At 45.7% G+C, this 21,457-nt stretch carries 16 protein-coding genes; 4 read left to right on the plus strand and 12 right to left on the minus strand.

Annotation, left to right across the window (positions count from 1 at the left end):
* The first annotated feature begins 1,329 nt into the window (after positions 1-1,329).
* Entirely contained in the window at positions 1,330-1,797 is a 468-nt protein-coding gene (locus RIH33_RS04190; RefSeq protein ID WP_406653900.1) for a VOC family protein, read from the plus strand.
* A 4-nt stretch (positions 1,798-1,801) separates the two neighbouring features.
* The gene (gene aac(6') / locus RIH33_RS04195) at positions 1,802-2,242 is read left to right on the plus strand and encodes an aminoglycoside 6'-N-acetyltransferase (RefSeq protein WP_406653901.1); all 441 of its coding nucleotides are present in this window, start codon (positions 1,802-1,804) and stop codon (positions 2,240-2,242) included.
* 52 nt (positions 2,243-2,294) lie between these two features.
* Here aac(6') and RIH33_RS04200 read toward each other — a convergent pair whose 3' ends face one another.
* Positions 2,295-3,569, minus strand: coding sequence for an acetyl-CoA hydrolase/transferase family protein (locus RIH33_RS04200; RefSeq protein ID WP_406653902.1), 1,275 nt, complete (start codon positions 3,567-3,569; stop codon positions 2,295-2,297).
* A 60-nt stretch (positions 3,570-3,629) separates the two neighbouring features.
* Positions 3,630-4,439 carry an energy transducer TonB gene (locus tag RIH33_RS04205; protein WP_406653903.1) on the minus strand — a complete coding sequence of 270 codons (810 nt, stop codon included), beginning with the start codon at positions 4,437-4,439 and terminating at the stop codon, positions 3,630-3,632.
* A 153-nt stretch (positions 4,440-4,592) separates the two neighbouring features.
* Between RIH33_RS04205 and RIH33_RS04210 the strand changes: the two genes are divergently transcribed.
* Both RIH33_RS04210 and RIH33_RS04215 read left to right on the plus strand, forming a co-directional pair.
* On the plus strand, positions 4,593-5,219 hold the full coding sequence (locus RIH33_RS04210) for a SprT-like domain-containing protein (protein ID WP_406653905.1): 627 nt from the start codon (positions 4,593-4,595) through the stop codon (positions 5,217-5,219).
* A gap of 85 nt (positions 5,220-5,304) precedes the next feature.
* Positions 5,305-6,105 carry a ParA family protein gene (locus tag RIH33_RS04215; RefSeq protein ID WP_406653906.1) on the plus strand — a complete coding sequence of 267 codons (801 nt, stop codon included), beginning with the start codon at positions 5,305-5,307 and terminating at the stop codon, positions 6,103-6,105.
* An 85-nt stretch (positions 6,106-6,190) separates the two neighbouring features.
* Here RIH33_RS04215 and RIH33_RS04220 read toward each other — a convergent pair whose 3' ends face one another.
* The 10 genes from RIH33_RS04220 to RIH33_RS04265 all read right to left on the minus strand — a co-directional run bounded on the left by RIH33_RS04220 (position 6,191) and on the right by RIH33_RS04265 (position 21,447).
* Positions 6,191-8,986 carry a M16 family metallopeptidase gene (locus tag RIH33_RS04220; protein ID WP_406653907.1) on the minus strand — a complete coding sequence of 932 codons (2,796 nt, stop codon included), beginning with the start codon at positions 8,984-8,986 and terminating at the stop codon, positions 6,191-6,193.
* 94 nt (positions 8,987-9,080) lie between these two features.
* Positions 9,081-9,659, minus strand: coding sequence for a hypothetical protein (locus RIH33_RS04225; protein ID WP_406653908.1), 579 nt, complete (start codon positions 9,657-9,659; stop codon positions 9,081-9,083).
* Between the two features lies 1 nt (position 9,660).
* Complete coding sequence (locus tag RIH33_RS04230; RefSeq protein ID WP_406653910.1) at positions 9,661-12,201, minus strand: endonuclease; 2,541 nt, start codon at positions 12,199-12,201, stop codon at positions 9,661-9,663.
* Positions 12,202-12,264: 63 nt separating this feature from the next.
* Complete coding sequence (locus RIH33_RS04235; protein ID WP_406653911.1) at positions 12,265-13,998, minus strand: hypothetical protein; 1,734 nt, start codon at positions 13,996-13,998, stop codon at positions 12,265-12,267.
* A gap of 25 nt (positions 13,999-14,023) precedes the next feature.
* Positions 14,024-16,585 carry a TonB-dependent receptor gene (locus tag RIH33_RS04240; protein WP_406653913.1) on the minus strand — a complete coding sequence of 854 codons (2,562 nt, stop codon included), beginning with the start codon at positions 16,583-16,585 and terminating at the stop codon, positions 14,024-14,026.
* Positions 16,586-16,846: 261 nt separating this feature from the next.
* Positions 16,847-17,668 (minus strand): N-acetylmuramic acid 6-phosphate etherase, encoded by an 822-nt coding sequence (gene murQ, locus RIH33_RS04245; RefSeq protein WP_406653915.1) that lies wholly within the window; start codon positions 17,666-17,668, stop codon positions 16,847-16,849.
* Positions 17,661-18,497 (minus strand): N-acetylglucosamine kinase, encoded by an 837-nt coding sequence (locus RIH33_RS04250; protein WP_406653917.1) that lies wholly within the window; start codon positions 18,495-18,497, stop codon positions 17,661-17,663. Before RIH33_RS04250 ends, murQ begins: the two co-directional genes overlap by 8 nt.
* Positions 18,494-18,724, minus strand: a complete 231-nt coding sequence (locus tag RIH33_RS04255; RefSeq protein ID WP_406653918.1) for a cytochrome b5 domain-containing protein — start codon at positions 18,722-18,724, stop codon at positions 18,494-18,496. Before RIH33_RS04255 ends, RIH33_RS04250 begins: the two co-directional genes overlap by 4 nt.
* A complete protein-coding gene (locus RIH33_RS04260) occupies positions 18,725-21,103 on the minus strand; it encodes an endonuclease MutS2 (protein ID WP_406653919.1) in 2,379 nt (792 codons plus the stop codon).
* On the minus strand, positions 21,103-21,447 hold the full coding sequence (locus RIH33_RS04265; protein ID WP_406653921.1) for a DUF4296 domain-containing protein: 345 nt from the start codon (positions 21,445-21,447) through the stop codon (positions 21,103-21,105). The genes RIH33_RS04260 and RIH33_RS04265 overlap by 1 nt, the downstream gene beginning before the upstream one ends.
* Positions 21,448-21,457 lie beyond the last annotated feature (10 nt).

The following is a 21,457-nucleotide window of genomic DNA, read 5'->3' on the forward strand; positions in this document are numbered from 1 at the left end:
GTTCAATACGAAGAGGTTAATCTATAACAAATTCATGATTTTTGTTTCATTAATCGTTCTCCTGGTCGGTGGAGATGACATGTCGCTGCTACGCAGCTCTTCTAGAAACATTCCGCTCCTACGGAGCTAAATAGAAAGCCATATTCGAAGAAATCATCAGCACCAGAGGTGCTGCTAAATATTAATAGATAAAACCGTAAAGACATCCCCCGAGCTCCAGAGGAGCGACATTTTCATCTTATCATTCAATCAAATTGCATATCATCGAACTACATATCGCTGCTACGCAGCTTTTCTAGAAACATTCCGCTCCCACGGAGCTCTATTTGCAATCTGCTCTCGGAGCATAAAGGCATTCTTGCCAAATCATTAGCACCAAAGGTGCTTTATGTTATAGATCCCAACAACAACCACCCCTAGCTCCAGCGGAGCGACATTCATTAAACGTCATCTCCCAAATGTCCGTCAACATATCGCTGCTACGCAGCTCTCATTTGATTCATACGATTCCTATTAATATTAGGCTCCTACGGAGCTAAACCAACGTATTCCTGTACAATCATCAGCACCAGAGCTGCTAAATGTTAATAGATAAAACCGTGAAAACATCCCCCGAGCTCCAGAGGAGCAACATTTCCAATCTTAATATCATTCAATCAAATTGCATGTCGCTGCTACGCAGCTCTTCTGGAAACATTCCGCTCCACGGAGCTCTATTTGCAATCCGCTCTCGGAGCATAAAGGTATTCTAGCGAAATCATCAGCACCAGAGGTGCTTTATGTTATAGATCCCAACCACCACCACCCCTGGCTCCAGCGGAGCGACATTCATTAAACGTCATCTCCCAAATGTCCGACAACATGTCGCTGCTACGCAGCTCTTTTCTAATTCATACAATTCCTATTAATATTAGGCTCCTACGGAGCTAAACGAACGTATTCCATACAATCATCAGCACCAGAGGTGCTAAATATTAATAGATAAAATCGTGAAAACATCCCCCGAGCTCCAGCGGAGCGACATTCCCAATCTTAATATCATTCAATCAAATTGCATATCATCGAACTGCATGTCGCTGCTACGCAGCTCTTCTGGAAACATTCCGCTCCACGGAGCTCTATTTGCAATCCGCTCTCGGAGCATAAAGGTATTCTAGCGAAATCATCAGCACCAGAGGTGCCGGAATCATCAACACCGACTCGAAATATTAACAACCCAGCGGAGAGAACAACATCATGGACATTTGAGCCTCAAAACTGTGCATTTCGATACCGACACATTTAATGTTTCTCTTTTATCTTGACCCTCAAATCAAAAAATGAATATCGATGAATCTCCTATTGACAAAAAGAATCCTATTTGTGATCATCTTATTGGCTACCCTAGAGGTGAATGCACAAGACTATAAACCTCAGGTGAAGACGGATCACATCGCGATCGTAGTAGCCGACCTACCAGCAAGCGCTCAATTCTACTCCGAAATACTCGGTCTTGACGAAATCACCAACCAAACTAAGAAAACCAATATCCGTTGGTTCACCTTGGCTGACGGTGTGGAGTTGCACCTTATCAACAGAAGCAAAGAAGGCATCCAACTTATAAAAGATGTACATCTTGCCCTGGCTGTAAATGATTTTGAAGCCTTTGTGAACATGCTTAGGGAGAAGAAGGTGAATTTTGAGAACTGGCCCGGAGAGGCCAACAGCACCAACTCCAGACCTGATGGTGTCAGGCAGGTTTACATTCAGGATCCGGACGGATACTGGATTGAGATCAATGATGCCGCAAGATTTTGAACATATGGAAATTGTACCCTTTAACCACTCAAACATCGATCAGCTGACAAAGCTGATCATAGCGTTGTGGCCTGAGTGTAAATTTGATCAGGAGTATGCCAACTGCGTAAGAATCCTCGAATCAGACAAGGAATGCTACTTTCTGGCAAAAAACCACGATCAGTACATCGCATTTATTTACCTCAATCTCCGGTCCGATTATGTGGAAGGTGCCAACACATCTCCCGTCGGGTACATAGAGGGGATTTATGTGCAACCAGACTTCAGAAAACAAGGTGTGGCCAAAAAACTGATAGCAAGAGCGGAGGAATGGTGTAGGGAAAAGGGTGCGAGTTTTCTGGCATCGGATACTGAAATTGACAATTCAGGCAGTATCGCTTTTCATCAGCAAATGGGATTTGAAGTAACCAACCGGATAGTCACCTTCATCAAGGAACTCAAATAAAAAAGAGCGTCACATGTCCGGTGCGACGCTCATTCAACCCAAAACAACAACCTCAGAGTACTCTGAATCGCTCAAATGCCTCCTCCTCCAACCGCGCTCTATGATCTGGATGCGCGATCCTTATCAATGCCTTGGCTCGTTCCCTGAGATTCTTTCCATAAAGGGCTGCCACGCCATACTCCGTGACAATGTAATGAACGTGTGCTCTGGTGGTCACTACTCCGGCACCCTCTTTCAAAAACGAGGTGATCTTACTCTCACCCCGGGCTGTGACAGAAGGCAACGCAATGATTGGCTTACCCCCCGGTGAGAGTGAAGCACCCCTGATAAAATCCATCTGTCCTCCTACCCCGGAGTAAATCCGGGTTCCTATGGAATCCGCACTCACCTGGCCGGTGAGATCCACCTCAATGGCACTGTTCACACTGATCATATTGGGCATTCGCCTGATCACAGCGGTATCATTCACATACTGAATGTCCAGCATCCGTACAATCGGATTGTCATCCACAAAGTCATATAACTTCCTGGAGCCGATCATAAACCCCGACACAATTACATCTTTGTGCTTGGTCTTGTATTTATTGGTGATCACCCCATTCTCTACAAGAGGAATCACTCCGTCTGAAAACATCTCTGTATGTACGCCCAAATCCTTGTGATTGCCCAGACAGGAGAGCACTGCATCTGGAATAGCTCCTATACCCATCTGCATGGTGGCTCTGTCAGGAATCATTTCGGCTATGAGCTCTCCCATCTTTTTCTCCTCAGGAGTAATGGGGTGAGCTATTAATTCAGGCAGTGGCACATCCACCTCCACACAAGCTGTAAACATATCCTTGTGCAATAACCCATCTCCGTGAGTCCTTGGCATCTGTGGGTTCACCTGTGCGATCACCACTTTGGCCATATCCACTGCCGCCTTGGTAGCATCCACAGAGATCCCCAACGAGCAATATCCATGAGCATCGGGCGGCGAAACCTGCACAAGGGCCACATCCACCTTAATAATGCCCGATCTTATCATTAACGGAATTTCGCTTAAAAAACATGGGATGTAATCAGCATACCCCTCCTGGGTAGCTTGCCGACAGTTGGCTCCCAGGAAGAAGGAGTTCACATGAAAGCTATTTGCGTATTCAGGCCTGGCATAGGGGGCAGGTCCTTCCGTGTGTAAATGATATATTTTAACCCCCTCCAACTCCGAATGCCGTTCGGTCATAGCCTGTACCAACACATTGGGAGTGGCTCCGGCGGTGTGAATAAATACATGGTCACCAGATTTGATGTTGCGGACTGCTTCTACAGCAGACATTAAGTTTCTCATTATTCGATTATTTGATTGAAGCAATTATTTGATTGACTGGCCCCTGGCCAGATTCATTCGTTATCTTTCTTTCAGCAGGAACAAAATAGGAACAGTCATATAAACGCGTACGTTATTTCCTCGCTGCTTACCAGGAATCCAATTGGGACTGTTCTCAAGCACTTTCACAGCCTCCTCATCACACCCACCTCCTATGCCTTTTACCACCTGCACATCGGTGATACTCCCATCTTTCTCTATGACAAACCTCACAAACACCCGCCCGCTAATATCAAGTCTTTTCGCTAAATCGGGATACACAATGTTTTCGGAAACGAAAGTATAAAACGCCTTCAGTCCACCTGGAAATTGTGGCTGATCCTCCACAATCTGAAAGATCTCTTCCGCCTTCTCTTCCTCTGGCTCCTCCAGTACCACATCGTACATCACGTCTTTTACGGCCATATCCTCGGTTAGCTCCACATCCAGATCAAATTTCACCTCTTCCAGCACCTCAGCATCATCTATCTCCCTGAGCACAAAAACCTCAACCTTTCTAGGAGGAGGTGGTGGAGATTGTAAACTCGGAGGCACCTCCAGTATTTCGTCAAAATCAGAATTCACATTGCCCAAATCCACCAGCCGGGTCTCGTCATAAATCTTCCAATTGAAAGCAATAACCACAAACAGAAGGCTCAAACTCAGACCGATAAAAAAGAACAAGGGTCGGCGTTCGGCTTCCATTTTCTCGCGAGACCGTTTGATATCCAACAAACTCTGGTATTCATTAACGCTGTCTTTCTTGTGGAGCACTTTATTGGCTTGAATAGCCTCTGGCAGGCTGCCTTCCCGAGGGTCTACATGAGGCTTTGGAGGTGTGAGCGTCTTCATGATTATTGTTGATTAAATAATAAGCTAAGATCAATGGAAATGCTCCGCATAACTATGACGAACCTCACACCTAAAACTGATAGTCGTCAATCAGACCATCGATTTTTCTCACTTCATATACGCTGTTAGGTTTCTTTTTATTTTCTTTAATTCGTGAATTCTACCAAAGCTGTTTTTGAGCGTTTTGTCCCGCAAAACTCAGTGACCTACTGTTGTAAACTGCTCGACTATTTTGGTTTTGAATTTAAAATCAAAAAAAGCCGGCAAACCAAACTGGGAGATTACCGGTACACCCCAAAAACAAAGAAACACACCATCACCATCAATAATGATCTGAATCAATTCTCCTTTTTGGTCACCTTCCTACATGAAGTGGCTCATCTGGTCACCTTCAACGCACACGGACGAAAAGCAGCCCCTCATGGGCAAGAGTGGAAGGATAATTTCAAAAAAGTAGCCTCTCCGGTACTTAACGAATCTGTGTTCCCGGCACCTGTACTGCTGGCCCTCACCAACTATTTTAAAAACCCGAAAGCTGCCAGCTGTTCGGACCCCATTCTTTATAACGTCCTTAAGAAATTTGATGGTCCCACCAACCTGATTCCTCTGAGCAAAATATCGATTGGTCAGTCTTTTGAATTCAATGAAAAAGTCTATAAAAAATTGGAAAAAAAGAGAACCAGGAGTCTCTGTATGGAAGAACGATCCGCCAGACGCTATCTCATCTCTGAAGTTGCCCAGGTCACGCTGATTGAAGACTCGCTTGCGATTGGAGATTAAGTCTATATAACTATTCAATTATCAGATTGATATATTCCAAGGTTTATAGTAAATTGAATGCTTTGTTACCAACCATGCATAATTAATGTCCAACACAGTTTCCATTTACAACTTTAAGGGAGGCGTAGGGAAAACCACTACCGCACTCAATCTTGGAATCAGTTGGTCGAGATCATTTAAGGTGCTTCTGATAGACTTTGATCCTCAGTGCAACCTAACCAACGCCATCACCATCGAGGAGCCCAGAAATACCATCTACGACAATATCAGGAATTTGCTGCATGACCATGACCCGGATATCGAACCACTGGAGATCGCACCCTACCTGCACATCATTCCGGGAGATTTTCAAATGACTCAGATTGAATCTAATAATCAGTTTATCTCCTTTGGTACAGGGATCATTGCGCGCCTTCTGAGCACCCAGCGAAGAGAATACGATTTTATCATAATGGACTGCCCTACCAACTTTGGCGTGTTGGTGAAGGCCATCCTTGGGAGTTCTAAAAACATACTGATCCCGGCCCAGGCAGATAGTTTTTCTATCACAGGCATACAAACCCTGATGGGTTACCTGAATATGGTGGAGAATAGTCTCCTGAATATTCTGGGCGTATTTTTCAATATGTACAATGGCAACCTCATCCTATCACAGGAAAAGTTTAATGAAGCTAAAAACTCCTTTGGAAACCTCATATTAGACACTACAGTGAGCCGATCCATCAAGGTGGGTGAAGCTCTGGACATCGGCCAGGCCATCAGTGATTACTCTCCTGACAATACTGCTGCGGTTGAGTTTATGAAATTGAGCGATGAGCTGTTAGCTAAGTTTCTGGGGAATGTCTCCAGCCATGTGGTATTGGAGAACCTTAACCTTCAGGAGTAATCCCTGAAAAGCGTACCCGCCTATTCAACAAAAAAGGAATCCCCACAAGTGAAGATTCCTTTCTTTCAACAGTATATTCTAAAGCTTAATTTTTTCCTCCCTCTACGTCAAGTTTCTGACTCTGAGGTTGCAATACGTTTCCATCGCTATCTATGGCAATCACTTCACCATAACCAAGTGCCTTGATTTCTTCCATAATTTTCTTGCTATCTCCTACCACCAGCCAGGTCATCTTCTTCGGGTCTATGATGTCCTTGGCGAGCTTCTGCACCTGAGAAAGCTCAAGGTTTTGAACCGCTCCGGCATAGGTCTGATAGTAGTCATCCGCCAGGCCGTACCGCACTATATTGGCGATGGACCCCTCTACGGCATTCATGGTTTCCCATTGGCCCGGAAGGCTAAGTATCTCATTGGTTTTGGTCTTTTCAAACTCCTCTTTAGTGGCCGGGTTATCACCTACATATCCTGTAAGCTCGCCCATAATTTCCTTCATAGAAGAGGCCGTCTGATCGGTCTGCACGGGGGCGTATGCCAGGAACGGACGCTGGCCTTTAGCAGAATAAAGGAAGGTAAATGCTCCATAGGCCCAACCCTTATCCTCTCTGAGATTCATATTCACTCTGGAAGTAAACTCCCCGCCGAGTATATTATTCATCATGCTCACGCCTATCTCGCTTACTTCGCCATAAGGTTTGGTCAGGTGTCCTGTGATGATCACAGACTGTAGGGCGTCCGGTTTATCCATCACGTATATCTTGTTCTTATTGGGGGCGCCCACCATTTCCAGATTCTTCTTGGGTATCTCTCCTGATTTCCACTTTTTAAAATTCAATTCCAGTTTCTGTTTGAGATCATCCATGGAGATATCACCCACTGCCACGATCGTCGCATTGTTAGGCTTAAACCAGGTCTCATAGAACTTCATCAGATCTTCACGGGTCATGGCACTTACAGTAGACTCATATCCAGATCCGGTCAGCGGACTCCCGTAGGCATGCCCCTCACCATACAGAAATTTAGGCAGGGTACGAAGCGCCATAGACACCGGACTTTTCTTTTCGTTTTGTATGCCGACTATCTGCTGCTTCTGCAATCGCTCAAAATCCGCCTGCGGAAAAGCCGGGTTTAACACTACATCTGCAAAAAGAGCCAGCGACTGATCGAAATTATCTTTTAATGAAGAGAGGGTAACGTATGACTGGTCCAGATTAGCGCCGGTGTTCAGGTTAGCGCCCAGGAGTGCCAGCTCCTCATTGATCTGCAGGGCTGAACGGGTTTTTGTACCCTCATCCAGCATGTCCATGGTAAGGTTAGCAGTGCCAGCCTTCGCATATTGGTCAGCGGCATAGCCTGCATCAAATATCATTCTGAATTCAATGAGCGGAACAGTATTTCTCTGAGCAAGTACGACTTTCATGCCATTAGAAAGTGTTGCACGCTCCAGTTGTGGAAAAGCCACAGTAGCCGCCGGACCTACTTCAGGTAGTGCAGAGCGATCCACATCCTTGCCTGTGGTCTCATAGTCTGGAAAGGGGTTGATGTGCAATACGTACACACCATCACTCAGCCATTTATTAGCCACGGACTTAACACTACTGATCGAAGCATCTTTCATCCCCTTCAGCCGGGTTTTATAGAAATCAGGTGCCCCCCCAAAAACAGTGTTCATAGCGAGGATATCTGATTTTCCACCGAACCCTCCGATGCGCTCAATCCCACGGGTAAACCCGGCAAAATAGTCAGTTTTGATCCGCTTCAACTCTCCTGAGGTAGGACCATCTTTCAGAAATTTGGCCAGTTCCTCTTTGATCGCATTCTCCACCACCATATTGTCCACACCAGGCTTCACATTGGCCTGGATAACAAATATGCCAGCTATCTCATTCTCCCAGTTATAAGCACTCACACTCGTAGCAATCTGCTCATCATAGACCAGGCGTTTATAAAGACGCGAATTTTTCCCTTCGGCTAGTGCACCCGCAACAAAGTCAAGATCAAAAGCTTCGGGGTTACCCCACTCAGGCACATTCCAAACCATGTATATCCGTGACTGTGGTACTCTGTCTTGCTGCACCTGGCGAATTTCTCCGGTTCGTTTGGCCACATATGAACCATAATGCGTAACCGGAGGGCCGGATGGAATGTCTCCGAAGTGATCGACTACCTTTTGATAAATCTCTTCAGCATCGACATCTCCGGCGATCACTACCACCGCATTAGCAGCACCATAATAATCATTGAACCACTGCTTCACATCATCCAGAGCAGCAGCATTGAGGTCCTCCATAGAGCCAATGACCGTATGATTATAGGGATGCCCGTTTGGAAAGCAGGACTGTGTCACCAGGTCAAAAAACTTACCGTAGGGTTGATTCTCGCCCTGGCGCTTTTCGTTTTGCACCACTCCTCTTTGCTCATCCAGCTTTTCCTGAGAAATGGCATCCTTGAAGTGCCCCATGCGGTCAGACTCCATCCACAAGGCTACATCCAAGGCCGATTTTGGCACATTTTGAAAATAATTGGTACGGTCAAAATTGGTAGTACCATTCAGGTCTGTGGCACCAATTCGCTCCATGGCCTGGAAATAGTCGTCATCAAAGTTTTCACTTCCATTAAACATCAGGTGTTCAAAAAGATGTGCAAAACCAGTTTTACCAAATTTCTCGTTCTTCGAGCCCACATGATACCATACATTCACCGCTGCAATGGGTGCCTTATGGTCTTCGTGTACGATAAGTGTGAGTCCATTGCTAAGCACAAACTTTTGATACGGAATATCAAGTTGCGACAGGTCAAAGTCAAACTTTTCAGTTTCCTGTGCTGAGAGGGCATTCACTAAGAACAGCCCCACTAAAAACATTAGGTGAGTAGTTTTTTTCATAATCATGGGTTTTGATAATGTATCACAGATTTAACGCTTTAAATCTGGAAAGGCAAGTACTGAACAGCAAACGGTAAAATCACCTGTCAAATGGTTACAAATCACCCATTTGCAAACGCCTCTGCATCAACTGGTTCACTCCAACAAAAAATGCCAGGGGCGTCATTGTCCGCCAATTGACCACCTGAAGATGACCACCGAAATTGATGTAAGAATCTATTTCAAACCTGGCCATCTCTTCCTCCACAAAATCACGAAAATTGATGGCGGCAATCCAACCATCTTCTACCTCCTCAAACCACTCCTCATAGTAGCTATCGTCGCTCCCATGAAAATTCAGAATGTTCTCGCCGATCAGGATGAATTTATTAATACCAGTGTCAATCACATGCTCCACCACATTTCTTTTCAGGTGCATAATGTCATTGTTGATGGCATCATTCCATTCCCCTATCAATTCGATGATGATGAATCCTTCCTCATAATTCGCAAAAAGCACCTTCATGTAGAGCGTCTCCGAACCAAAAAAGTCCCAGGCCGGATCTATGAAATAGCCATAGATATTCTCAGAATACAGGTCATAATTGTACTCCTTTCCGAAAAAAGGTGACTGAGGATCTTCACTGGCGTCGTAGTACTGCTGCCAACTGTGATATGGTTCTATCTGATGCAAATCATTCCACTATTATTCGGTTATAAAATATTCTCCCCTCTTTATAAAGTGTAAGCAGATACATGCCAGATTGCAACTCCTCTACACTAAGCGTTCCTTCTGTTACCCGGGCTGTTTTTACCTTCTTGCCCTGTAAATCAAAAACAGATAAGTCCACCGGGAAGTTGACTCCCTCGGGCAAATGCAAATGCAGCAACCCCGAAACAGGATTGGGGTACACAAGGTTCAGTGAAAGACGAGCATCTTTTACCCCCAGCACCTCCTCCAAAAAGGTAAGGTCCTCTGACCCCCTTACGAATACCTGATAATCAGCATTGGACTGTCCTACATATCCGATAAGATCCACGGGCACTTGTGGAATACTCGTCCCCACCAGAGGATGCTCTATAGTACCTATTCTAAAAACCACCTCGGAATCATCTCCGGTCAGTGTATAATTGCCTACGGCAAAATCACCAGTTTCCACAAAGGAAACATCCTTGAGACTGATCAGTTCTGATTCGTATTCTTCACCCACTGCAGATAAGAGAATCTCCTGAGGCTCGGGAAGGGTATTTCCACTATTAAGAATATCAATTAATACAGGAGATTCTTCTATCTCAAAAAGGCCATTGTAGTCAAGAATTCCGCCAGTTACCACCACACTATCACCCTTCACAAGTACGGATGAGGCATTACCCAGATCAAGGCTTCGGACCACAAGCCCGGCAGTGCCGTCAAAGACCACCCGATTGTCCCGGTTGTTATTTTCACCGCCAATCACGATGCCCTTCACCGTGACAACACTTCCCTCAGCCATGGTGCGAGCCTCGGCAATGCTAATTACCGGCGGACGTTCTTCCTCCTCCTCCTCTACCAAAACCATGTCTTCCAAATCCCTTACTGAAACCTGATAGTCCCCTGAAAATTCCCCTACAAAGCCAGTGATGTCGAACAAACCATTCGGAATGCGCGTGCCCACCAATGGGTGTCCGGACGATCCTATTCTAAAAATCATAGTGCCCGTACCATCCATGATGTCAAAATTGCCTGCAGAGCCTCCCCCCGCAAAAGTGCCACCGGCATCTTTAAAAGCCACGTCTCTGATCACCACCAGCTCCGACTCATACTGCTCTCCTACTTCTGCAATGGTCACCTCCTGGGGTTCTGGCAATTGAGCTCCCTGAGCCTCCAGTGTAATGGTAATGGGGGATTGTTCTATCTGGAGTACACCAGCGTAGTCTGATAAGCCTCCGCTGACTACAATGCTATCTCCCTGCACAAGACCAGCAGATTCATTACCAGCATCGAAGCTACGTACCACAATGCCAGCCGTCCCATCAAATATCACCCGGCTATTTCCACTGTTATTTCCTGCGTCTATCACTACCCCGGTTACATAAGCCATGCTCCCCAGTTCCTGCTGACGAGCTTTTGCAATGGTGGTAACCGTGACCTCTCCTTCCTTGCCCTGCACATTCAATTCAATGGAGGTCAGGTTAGCTGAGGAATGAGTAACTGTACTTTCATAACTACCACCGTCAGCCTGCTGAGGCTCAAACTTGAGGTAAATCGTGAAAGTCTCAGAGACCACACCATCCGTATGGGCAAAAGTGCCTGATCCAGAAAAAGTAGCATTGTCTGAAGAAACATAAAACGGAGCATCAACCGTCACAGTCAGATCCGCCTCCAGATTATAGGCATTGACCTGGTACTGTTGGACAAGTGATTGACCAAAAGGTAGGGTGCCAAAGTTTTCACTGAAATTAGACCGGTCCAGTGAAATGAACGGCTCTGAAGCGGTTCCCCAAATTTCTCCCACCCATTCCGGGTGGTCCACAAATGGGTTTCTGTTGTTTTGATAGCCATAAGCCTTTTCATGCCTCGCGATCTCAGCAGCGTCTACCGGATCCTGCGCATGCCACCTCAGTAAAGTGAACAATACACCCAACTCGGGATCACCGGAAAAACTCTTGTGATCAACTAATTCAAGATCAAGCGCAGCACTTTCGTAGCGCATGTCCATATAAAACAATATACGAGCTACGTCTCCCTTGATTTCATCTCTGGGATCCCAAAAATCCGCATTGGTATAGGTATCTGGCGCCTCGCCTTCTGCATTGGCAGCGATGTTTTCCACATCGTTAAAGTCTTTATTGCTCTTGGATGTGTTCACGGTAGCATCCGAGGGCCTCAGGTTATGAACATCCGTATATGCTGTGTCTGAGAGGTCCGGAAACCCATGGGATTTGGGCCAGGTGTGCTCTCTGTTCCAATAATCAGGCTGGTTATTAGAAGCAAAATTAGCCTTTGGAATGGAGGCATTTTTATAGAAAAGAATGATATTATCCGGGTTATCAGGGTCTTCATCCAGGTCTGGTAAGATGGTATCACGAAAATCGCTATAGGCCCATACTTTGTGACCACTCGATATCCGGTGAAGTTGCTTTTTGAGTGCCTCGCCTGTGAGTCCCTCTGTGCCATCATAGTAGCCACTGGGGGCCTGGCCGTGACCTAAGAAACCCAAAAGGGCAAAAAGAAGAATGAAGGTATGCTTTTTCATAATTGGATTAAAGAAAAAAAAGGGAAGTATAACTTCCCTTTTTTATAAGTGTGAATCTAAATCTTAAAGTTTCTCCCAGGTACCGCCCTGGTAAATCACTGCAAGTGAAGGTTCAGTAGAAGCTCCACAGTAGATCGAGTAAGTCACCTGATACTTCTGTCCCTCTTCGATGCTTGAGTAGATCACCTCAAGTCGTGAGGTGATGGCGTCAAAGATTTGATCTTCTGACCACTCGAAGCAGCTAAAGTTTCCATAAGTACCCATGTTGCTCGCGCCGCCAGGGTTTATGTCTGCGAAATTATCAGAGATCCAGGTATAATCCGGTGCTCCGAAAGTCAGCTTAATGGTATTATCAGGAACCCAGGTAGTACCATCAAAAGCAAACAACAATGTTGCATCTATTACGGCAGTGTATGCTGTCCAGCTTCCACCCACTACTGTGTAAAGGTTGCTTCGGGTTTGTGTTGACCCGGAAGAACTGGAAAAGTACTTATACACAACCACCATTTCGTCCTCTTCCTGAGCATAAGGATAGTTGGTACTCAAATAGGTAGTAATGTAACTATCAGCGGGTAATGAGCTGCTGAAGTTATCATACTGACCTGGCGCACCCATAGCATCATAATCAGAAGCAGTCAGGTAATAGGCACTTGTCACCAACTCCCAGCTGCCAGATGAATAAGTGAAAAAGCTTCTGTTTGACTCAGGTTCTTCCAGAACGGTCACAGATACGTCTACCAATGCTTCCAGGATCACTTCTCCAATTTCCCAGGTAGGTGCATCTAATGTTTCAGTAGTTACATATTGAAAAGCCACATTGACAACCTGTCCATCAAATGCGCTGATGTCCATAGTTGACCAAACTTCTTCGCTCCAGCTGTTTCCGGCAGGCCACTGATCCACTGTAAGTTCAGTCCAGGTAGCAGCTGTTACATCTCCTGAAAAATCAGCTGAAATCTTTGCTTTGAGGATCAGGGCAGGATCTACGTCCAGAAAATTAATCACCTGATGGAATTTCAGTTTAGATTCGGTCACTTCAGAAAGGTCTATGGAAGGAGAAACCAACCAGTCATCGTTTGGAATCTCAGATCCTCCGGAAAATCCAGACATAGCCGCATTACCATTGAAAAACTGATTGTACCCAAAAGTCTGATCACCTACCAGTGAAATGGCAGTGTATCCGTCAATGTCCGTTTCGAAAACTTCACGGTGTATATTCTGAACACCAGCGTTTGAGAAATCTACTACAGGATCCTCAGAAGCATATTGGTAGTTGATGCCGTAAACATCACCATCAGTAGCATCTTGCACCTTAGCTGATAAAATTGTTGATAAAACTGCTTCCTTGTCATAAGATGGAGACAGGAAGCCTGCAGCTACCAGTACTGAATCCGCAGCGATAGTACCCGTATAATCCTCAGCTTCTACATCATACAAAGACGCACGGCTGTAAGTGTTGGCTTCAGCACTGTTTCCCTGGTACTGAGCGTAAGTCACATTTGCTGAAGATCCTTTAGCCAACTGTGGAAACTTCTTGCTCAAAATGTACGGAATGTACTTACGAGCCTGGTCATCAGAAAAGTTGTAGAAACTATTCATGCTGGATGAATCACTACCGTTCTCCGCTATTGGCAACGCCAATTCGAAATCGTCTTCCGTCATGGTGAAGGCCACATCTGAGGTCACACCACCTGTACTCCCCTTATCCAGGTCATCGTATACGTCCTGCATAGGATCGCATGCAAATACCCCCACTAATAATAAGGCGTAAATGAATTTTATATTTTTGAATATCATCTTAAATATTTTTCAGAGTCGTTAATTAAAAATTGATCTTCAGACCTGTAGTCCATGTTCTACCTACACCGTAGAATACGCTTGCCCCTGCTGCGGTAGAATTGGTATCCTGTGCATCTGAGATGTATTCCACGTCAAACAAGTTGTTGGCATTCACGAACAAATTGGCATCCAGATCACCAATTTTGAAGTCGTATCTGGCTTTCACATCCAGCAATCCGTAAGTAGGTACTTCCCATGCCTGTACGCCGGCTATTTCAGAGCTTGTTCTGTTCGTAGGATCGTAGTCCGCATAGAACTTAGAGAAATAAGTATAAAGTACGCCTACCTTGAAAGCAGGTATGATGTTATAATCAATACCCAAAGCTGCTGTAGTTTGTGCTGAACCTCCCACTTTGATGTCTGCGATGTACAGCTGATCAATTGTTTCGATGATGTTCTGCTGCTCATCAAATACGTTCACACTGTTCACGTCATCAGACCATGTCCAGTCACCGAGTGAAAGCATACCTAAAACTTTCAATGATTTCATCGGAGTATAAGTGAAGTCTATCTCCACTCCCTGGTGCAAAGCATTCACACCCAAAATGTTGGCATAGTATAGTTGATCATCCTCCCCCTGGAAACTCTTTGTAAATGTACGGTCGCTCCATCCTGTTCTGTACAGGTTCACGTTTCCTGAAAACTTAGGGCTTCTGTATCCATAACCCAGCTCATAGCTAAGAATCTTCTGGTTTTCTGCCTCTGAGTTGATGTCGTTTCTAAAGTTTTGGAATACCGCATCGAAATCCGGTGCTTTCTCGAAGTAACCTACATTGGCGAATACATTGTGATTTCTGTCCAGTCTGTAGTTGGCACCACCTTTTACCTGGTAGCCAAAGAAGTTCTGCCATGGTGTGGCCTGATCTTCTGGAGCATACTGGAAGTAATCAATTCTTTGGTAGGATGTATTAGAGGCAGAAAGAGTTAAAAATGCATCCAGAGGTCCTTTTTCATACTCTGCCTGCAAAAAGGCTCCTGCCCACCCTACTAAACCGTCATTGTAGTAATCTCTTTTGTCTCCTACGTTCAATGCTGCGTCCGGGCGGTTCATGTTGTTGTCATCATAAACATACTCAGCTCCGAGTAGGTCATACACCTCAGAGAAGTGAATACCCTTGTAGAAGCGACCATCCAAACCAGCCAGAATGTCAACATTGTCATTCAACTTATGGGTAAATGTAGAAAGTACACCATACCACCTGTGGTCATTTCTGGAAGCTCTCAGGTAACCAAGTGCTCTGCCATCAGATGAGGTCTGGTTAAGGTCCACGATTGCATCCAGATCATATGGGCTATAAGTACCACCTGTCCTGTAGTTGTTAAATGTAGGCTCAAATCCTGTAACAGCATCTTCTTCAGTGGCGTATCCACCTCCTCCACCAGTACCGGTAGAGTAATATACGGCTGTAGACAATTCTGACTTGTTGCCGATGGTCCAGTAATGGTTCAATGAAAACTGCGGTTTGTGGTAGAAGTTATCTTCCACATTCACTACATCCCCGTTCAGTACACCCCAGTCAGCATTGTACCTCAAGCCTTGTGGTGCGTCTCTGAATTTGGCGATAGACTGCATGTTTTGTCTCTGGCCGTGAACCTGTGGCGCGCCGAATCCTGTGAAAGAAAGGGTATGCTTGTCGTTCAGAACTTTAGAAATGTTCATGAAGTAGTTATAACCTACAAACTGTGTACCGTCTGCCCATCCGTCTCCGGTGATTTTAGCACCTGATACAGAGATGGCCCAGTTGTTCTCAGTAAGACCAGTATTCAAAGAAAAGGAAGTCTTCAGGTAGCCGTTGTTACCAAATCCCTGGTACACGTTACCACCTTTTTCCAGCTCCGTTGTTTTAGTGATGATGTTGATTGTACCTCCAATAGAAGGCACAGCAACTTTGGAAGCACCCAGACCTCTCTGCACCTGCATGAAAGTCGTCACATCGGTCAGACCAGCCCAGTTAGACCAGTAAATGTTTCCATTCTCCATGTCATTCACTGGCACACCGTTGATCAATACGGCTACGTTTTCGTCGTTGAAACCACGAACGTTGATTCGTGAGTCACCGTATCCACCACCCTGCTTGGTCGCATATACTCCGGGGGTACTCTTTAGCAACTCAGGAAACTCCTGATTAGAAGCACCTTCTTCAATCATCGTTCTGTTGATGGTCGAAACAGCCACTGGCGTCTTACGATCCACTGCCACAGAAGCAATTACTTCCAAAGGGCTCAACTCATTAGCACCTGGTGCTAACTCGATTCTGCCCAGGCTTTGTGTTTCGCTAAGGTTGATTGTTTTCTCAATAGTCTGAAATCCAACAAATGAGATCACGATGGTAGCCGTGCTCTTATCTACTGTTAAGCTGAATTCTCCATTGAAATCAGTAATGGTTCCGTTGGTCGTTCCTTTTAGAACAACGCTCGCTCCTGGTAGCCCCTCTCCGTTCTCAGCATCCACTACAGTTCCTGTAATTTTGCTTTGCCCGAAAGATGCCACCGATGCCAGAAGCATCGAAGCGACAAGTGCATAATTGCGTAAAGTTTTCCTCATTGCGTTTACTTTTTGTTTTTTAAACTCCCGGCAAAAATAGGCTTTCGCCCGACCAGTGAAGTTCAGGTTTTGGTTAATTTTTCTAGTCGATTTGACCCTCCAAGTTAACACCATGTCTCCTTAGATATAAATGGTCTTAAAAATTTCTTAATATGACAGTGAAGAGATTCTGATATTACATTTATTGTAAAAAAGTCTTTGCTAAAACCGCTCATAATCAAAATATAATACGTAACATTAAATTAACATTAAGTTAACACATCAACTTAATGAGTTGCCATAATTTTCAAGCACTGCCCGTACCGAGCCGTAACGTTTCAATTCACTTTCGGCCTCTTTTTGACCTATTTTCAGCTCGTTCATCAACATTCTCACGCCACGAGCCACCAGCTTTTGATTGCTGAGCTGCATATCCACCATTTTGTTACCTCTCACCCTGCCCAGCTTGATCATTACCGAGGTTGAGATCATATTCAGAATCATTTTCTGAGCAGTTCCCGATTTCATCCGGGTGCTCCCTGTGACAAACTCAGGCCCCACTACCGCCTCTACGGGATATTCCACAGCTTTGCCCAGAGGAGAATCTGCGCTACAAGCGATACAGCCGGTCAGCAGTCCATGGCTACGAGCCTGACGAACTCCGCCGATCACATAAGGTGTGGTACCGGAAGCCGCCAAACCAATCACCGTATCTTTTTCATCTGGCAAATAAGCTTTCAAATCCTCCCATGCCTGATTCTGATCATCTTCCGCAAACTCCACGGCCCTGCGGATGGCGCCATCACCGCCTGCGATAATGCCTACCACCAGATCATGTGGCACCCCAAAAGTGGGCGGACATTCGGAGGCATCGACCACACCCAGTCGACCACTTGTGCCTGAACCAATATAAAATAATCGTCCCCCTTCCTGCATTCGAGCAACAATGGCATTGACCAGCTTCTCTATTTCAGGGATGACCCTGGCCACGGCTCCTGCTACTGTGGCATCTTCGTCATTAACGCTTTTCAAAATGTCCGCAGTAGACATCTTCTCTATGTGTTCGTATTTTGAGGTCTTTTCGGTATCTGGTAACCTATCCATGTTTTTGATGATATAAAGTGAGTCCCGCAATGGGGCTTTGCGCAATCAGGTCGATGCGGTATCCGTATCCCGAAGCAACGCGACGAAGAATATTACTTAAAAGATGAGCCACAGAGCCTATGAACCTAAATGATGCTCCCAGATATTTTTCCCGCTCGGGAAAAAAAGCCTGAAAATAGCGATGAAAAGCTCCGGCCACCAACTGATAAATAAAAGGGTGATTTTGATGTTCAACAATAAAAGGGACCAACTGAGCCAGAAAGGTATTGGCCCCGGGTTGCTTATAAACAGTCTCCAATACGGAAGCTTCATTCATTTCAGGGTATTCTAGGCCAAACAGGGCCCGAAGGTCGTCCGGTAAGCCATGCCGAAGATGAGATTGTAACAGCGATCTGCCCAGGTCACAGCCGCTCCCCTCATCTCCCAAAACATATCCGAGAGACGGGATTCGCCTGCTTATTCCCTGCCCATCGTAAAGTGCAGCCCCTGATCCGGTACCTAATAAACAAACATATCCGGGCTGTTCCGCGAAAAGAGACCGGGCAGCACCAAGTGTATCCGGATACGATCTGGACTTAGCCCCTGGATAAAACAGCTCCAACAGAGCATTCAAAGATGCTGCTTCTTGCTCCGACACGATGCCAGCACCGTAAAAATAGACATTGGAAATACCCTTTAAGCTTGCAAGCTCCCGTGGTAACTCTTTCAGGTAAGCATCAAAATCCTGAATTTTCAGATTAAAGCCCTTTGAAGTGAACTGCGATATCTGCTGACCATTCAGTAGCCTCCAGTCTGTTTTTGTGCCTCCTGCATCTGCTATCAATATCATGGTACTAAGATGCCAATTTGCGTGAACCTCTCAAAGACTTTTTCTGTATGTGGAGCATCTGGGAGCTCATCTGTAAGGTCCTGGCCCGCCCAATGTTCGTAATGTTTGCCATCTCGCCACATTCGTGAGATCGTCACGTCATATACCCGACCCTGGTAAGCAATCCATATTTCATCCTTGTCCTGCCCGTTTCTCAGAGCGAGCTGCGATCTGGTGATTTCCTTCATCTAGCGAAAAGTCACCAGGGTAATGCCACTGCCTCCAAACTCAATGTGTTCATCCACCGCCTTATCTATGCTTTGGTGGCTCTTCAGATAATTTCTGATCACATCTCTTAAGATACCATGCCCTTTGCCATGAATGATCCGCACCTGATCTGTACCCAACAGCAGCGCCTGATCGATGTACTCATCCACCTTCTGCAAAGCCTCATCAGCCCGCACGCCCCGCACATCTATCTCGCCATTGAATTGGGACATCTTGTCAATCATATTAATGCCTCCGATTTTGCGTGCTCTCGACTCCTGTTTGACCGCCTGAGCGCTGGCCCGCCGGAGTCTGCTCAATTCTATAAAGGAAATGATATTGCCAAAACGAACCTGCGCCTGCTTGCCTTTTACATTCATCACCTCCCCTGAAGTGTCCTGTCCCTCTATGGTCACGTGCTGACCCACTTTTATTTCTTCGGCCTTCTTCCGTTTTTCCTCCTTCTTTATACTTTCCTCCTGTGTTTTTTTGTAGTGCTCCAGATCAGACCGCAACCGGCGGGTCTTCTCCTTGTCTGCACTACTTTCTTTTATTCCCCGTATGGTGTTTTCAATTCGCTGATTGGCCTCCTCCACAATTTGCTTGGCTCTGGCTTTTGCTTCTTTGATCAGTCGCTTTTGCTCTTCCTGGAGCATCTCTTTGAGCGCTTGATAGTCCGTTTTGATGCCAATGACCTCTTTCTCTTCCTTTTCCAACTTTTTGGTGAGCTTCTGGAATTTATTCCGTTCAGATTCGAGGCTGTTCAGAAGCAATTCATAATCCACCTGACTGGTCCCCACAAAGCTTTTGGCATTCTCAATGATCTTAGCGGGCAGGCCTATTTTCCTTGCTATCTCAAAGGCGAAAGAGCTCCCCGGCTTACCTACTTCCAGCTCAAAAAGTGGCTCCAAAGCGCCCACATCATACTTCATGGCGCCATTCACCACTCCGGGGTGATTCTCGGCAAATTTCTTAAGGTTCTGATAGTGCGTAGTAACCACCCCAAAGGCCTTTCGGTCATTCAACTGTCCCAGTATAGACTCAGCGATGGCTCCTCCAAACTGTGGTTCTGTACCCGTACCAAACTCATCGATCAGGAAAAGGCTATTTCGATCAGCCATTTCATCAAAGTAACGCATGGCTGTAAGGTGCGAGCTATAGGTACTCAGGTCGTTTTCCAGTGACTGGGTATCCCCAATATCCAAAAAGATACTTTGGAAAACACCAAACGTGGATGCCTCGCTGGCCGGCACCAAAAAGCCACACTGAAACATATATTGTAGTAACCCGACCGTTTTTAATGCTACAGACTTACCGCCGGCATTTGGTCCGGAAATGACCAAAATCCTATTTTCCTGTCTACTGAGCTCCAGAGACAATGGAATGGTGGGCTTACCCGAAGCAGTATGAGACAACCAAAGCAAGGGGTGCCTGGCACCATACCATTTAACCATGGGATTTTTAGTCACTCCCGGCTTTACAGCATCAATGGTTTTGGAGAATACAGCCTTGGCATGAATGAAATCCAACAGACCTATGAAAAAAGCCCCTTTGTCCAAATCCTCCACTGACTCCCTCACAAGGTCAGTGAGCCTGGTTAATATCCGCGCAATTTCCCGCTTCTCCTGGTACTGCAACTCACGCACTTCATTGTTCAACTGCAGGGCCTCTGTAGGCTCCATGTAAACGGTTTGTCCGGTAGCAGATTCATCATGGATAAATCCCTGAATTCGCCTCTTATGCTCTGCCTTCACTGGAATCACCAGGCGGCCTTCCCGGATGGTAACCGAGCTGTCCTCATCTGTGAGTTTGTCCTGGATAGCCTTACGGAGCACTTTATTAATGGCTGTACGGACGGCGCGCTCCTTCTGAATAAGCAGAGCACGGATGGAAGCCAGTTCGGGACTGGCATTGTCCCGCACCACTCCTTTCTCATCCACAATGAGTTCTATGGCCTTAATCAGGTTTTGATCTGCAATGAATCCGTACGTCAGGCTACACAACTCGGGATAGACCTCCTGATGTTTTTTGAGGTATTGAGTCCAATCATAGAGCAGAGCGAGTAGTGACTTCAACTGTGCGAAATCCTCAGCCTGCAGAAAGGTACCCTTGACTTTAATTTTCTTCAGAAAAACCCGCAGGTCCTGAAAATCTCTGGAGGGAAGATTATCTCCTGATGAAATCACTTGCAGCATTTCATCGGTCTGATCAAGCCATTTTGTGATCTCCTCTATTCTGGAGGAAGGCCGGGCCTTTTCTAAAAATTCTACGGCAAAGTCAGACTTGCACCGCTGACGGATCAGTTCCATGAGCTGGTCGATCCCCAGTTTTTCCTGTATGTCTTTTGGATAAATCAGCATTATCGAATGTCCTTTGCTTTTTGACGTGCCAAAAGGCTGTCTACGACCTCATCATAGATCGCCTTGTAGTTCTCTATTTCCTCCACATAAAACTCCATGCTCCTTCGGTATTGCTCCCGGGTAATCTCCTGCTCCTCAAAAAGCATTTTTTCAAAATGATTGTAAACCAACTGGCTGCTATCACCTCTGATGTAAAGCTTCTTTACTTTGGCTTCCAGCAGGTGCACCTCTATCAATACCCTGACCATTTGATCATGACTCAACACATCTGCCGGAATTTCCGTTTGTTTCTTCGAACAGCTCCCGAGCAGCACGATCAATATGACAAAAAAAGATTTTTTCACAGGGTATAAT

The organism is Marinoscillum sp., assembly GCF_040222955.1.
Taxonomy (GTDB): Bacteria; Bacteroidota; Bacteroidia; order Cytophagales; family Cyclobacteriaceae; genus Marinoscillum.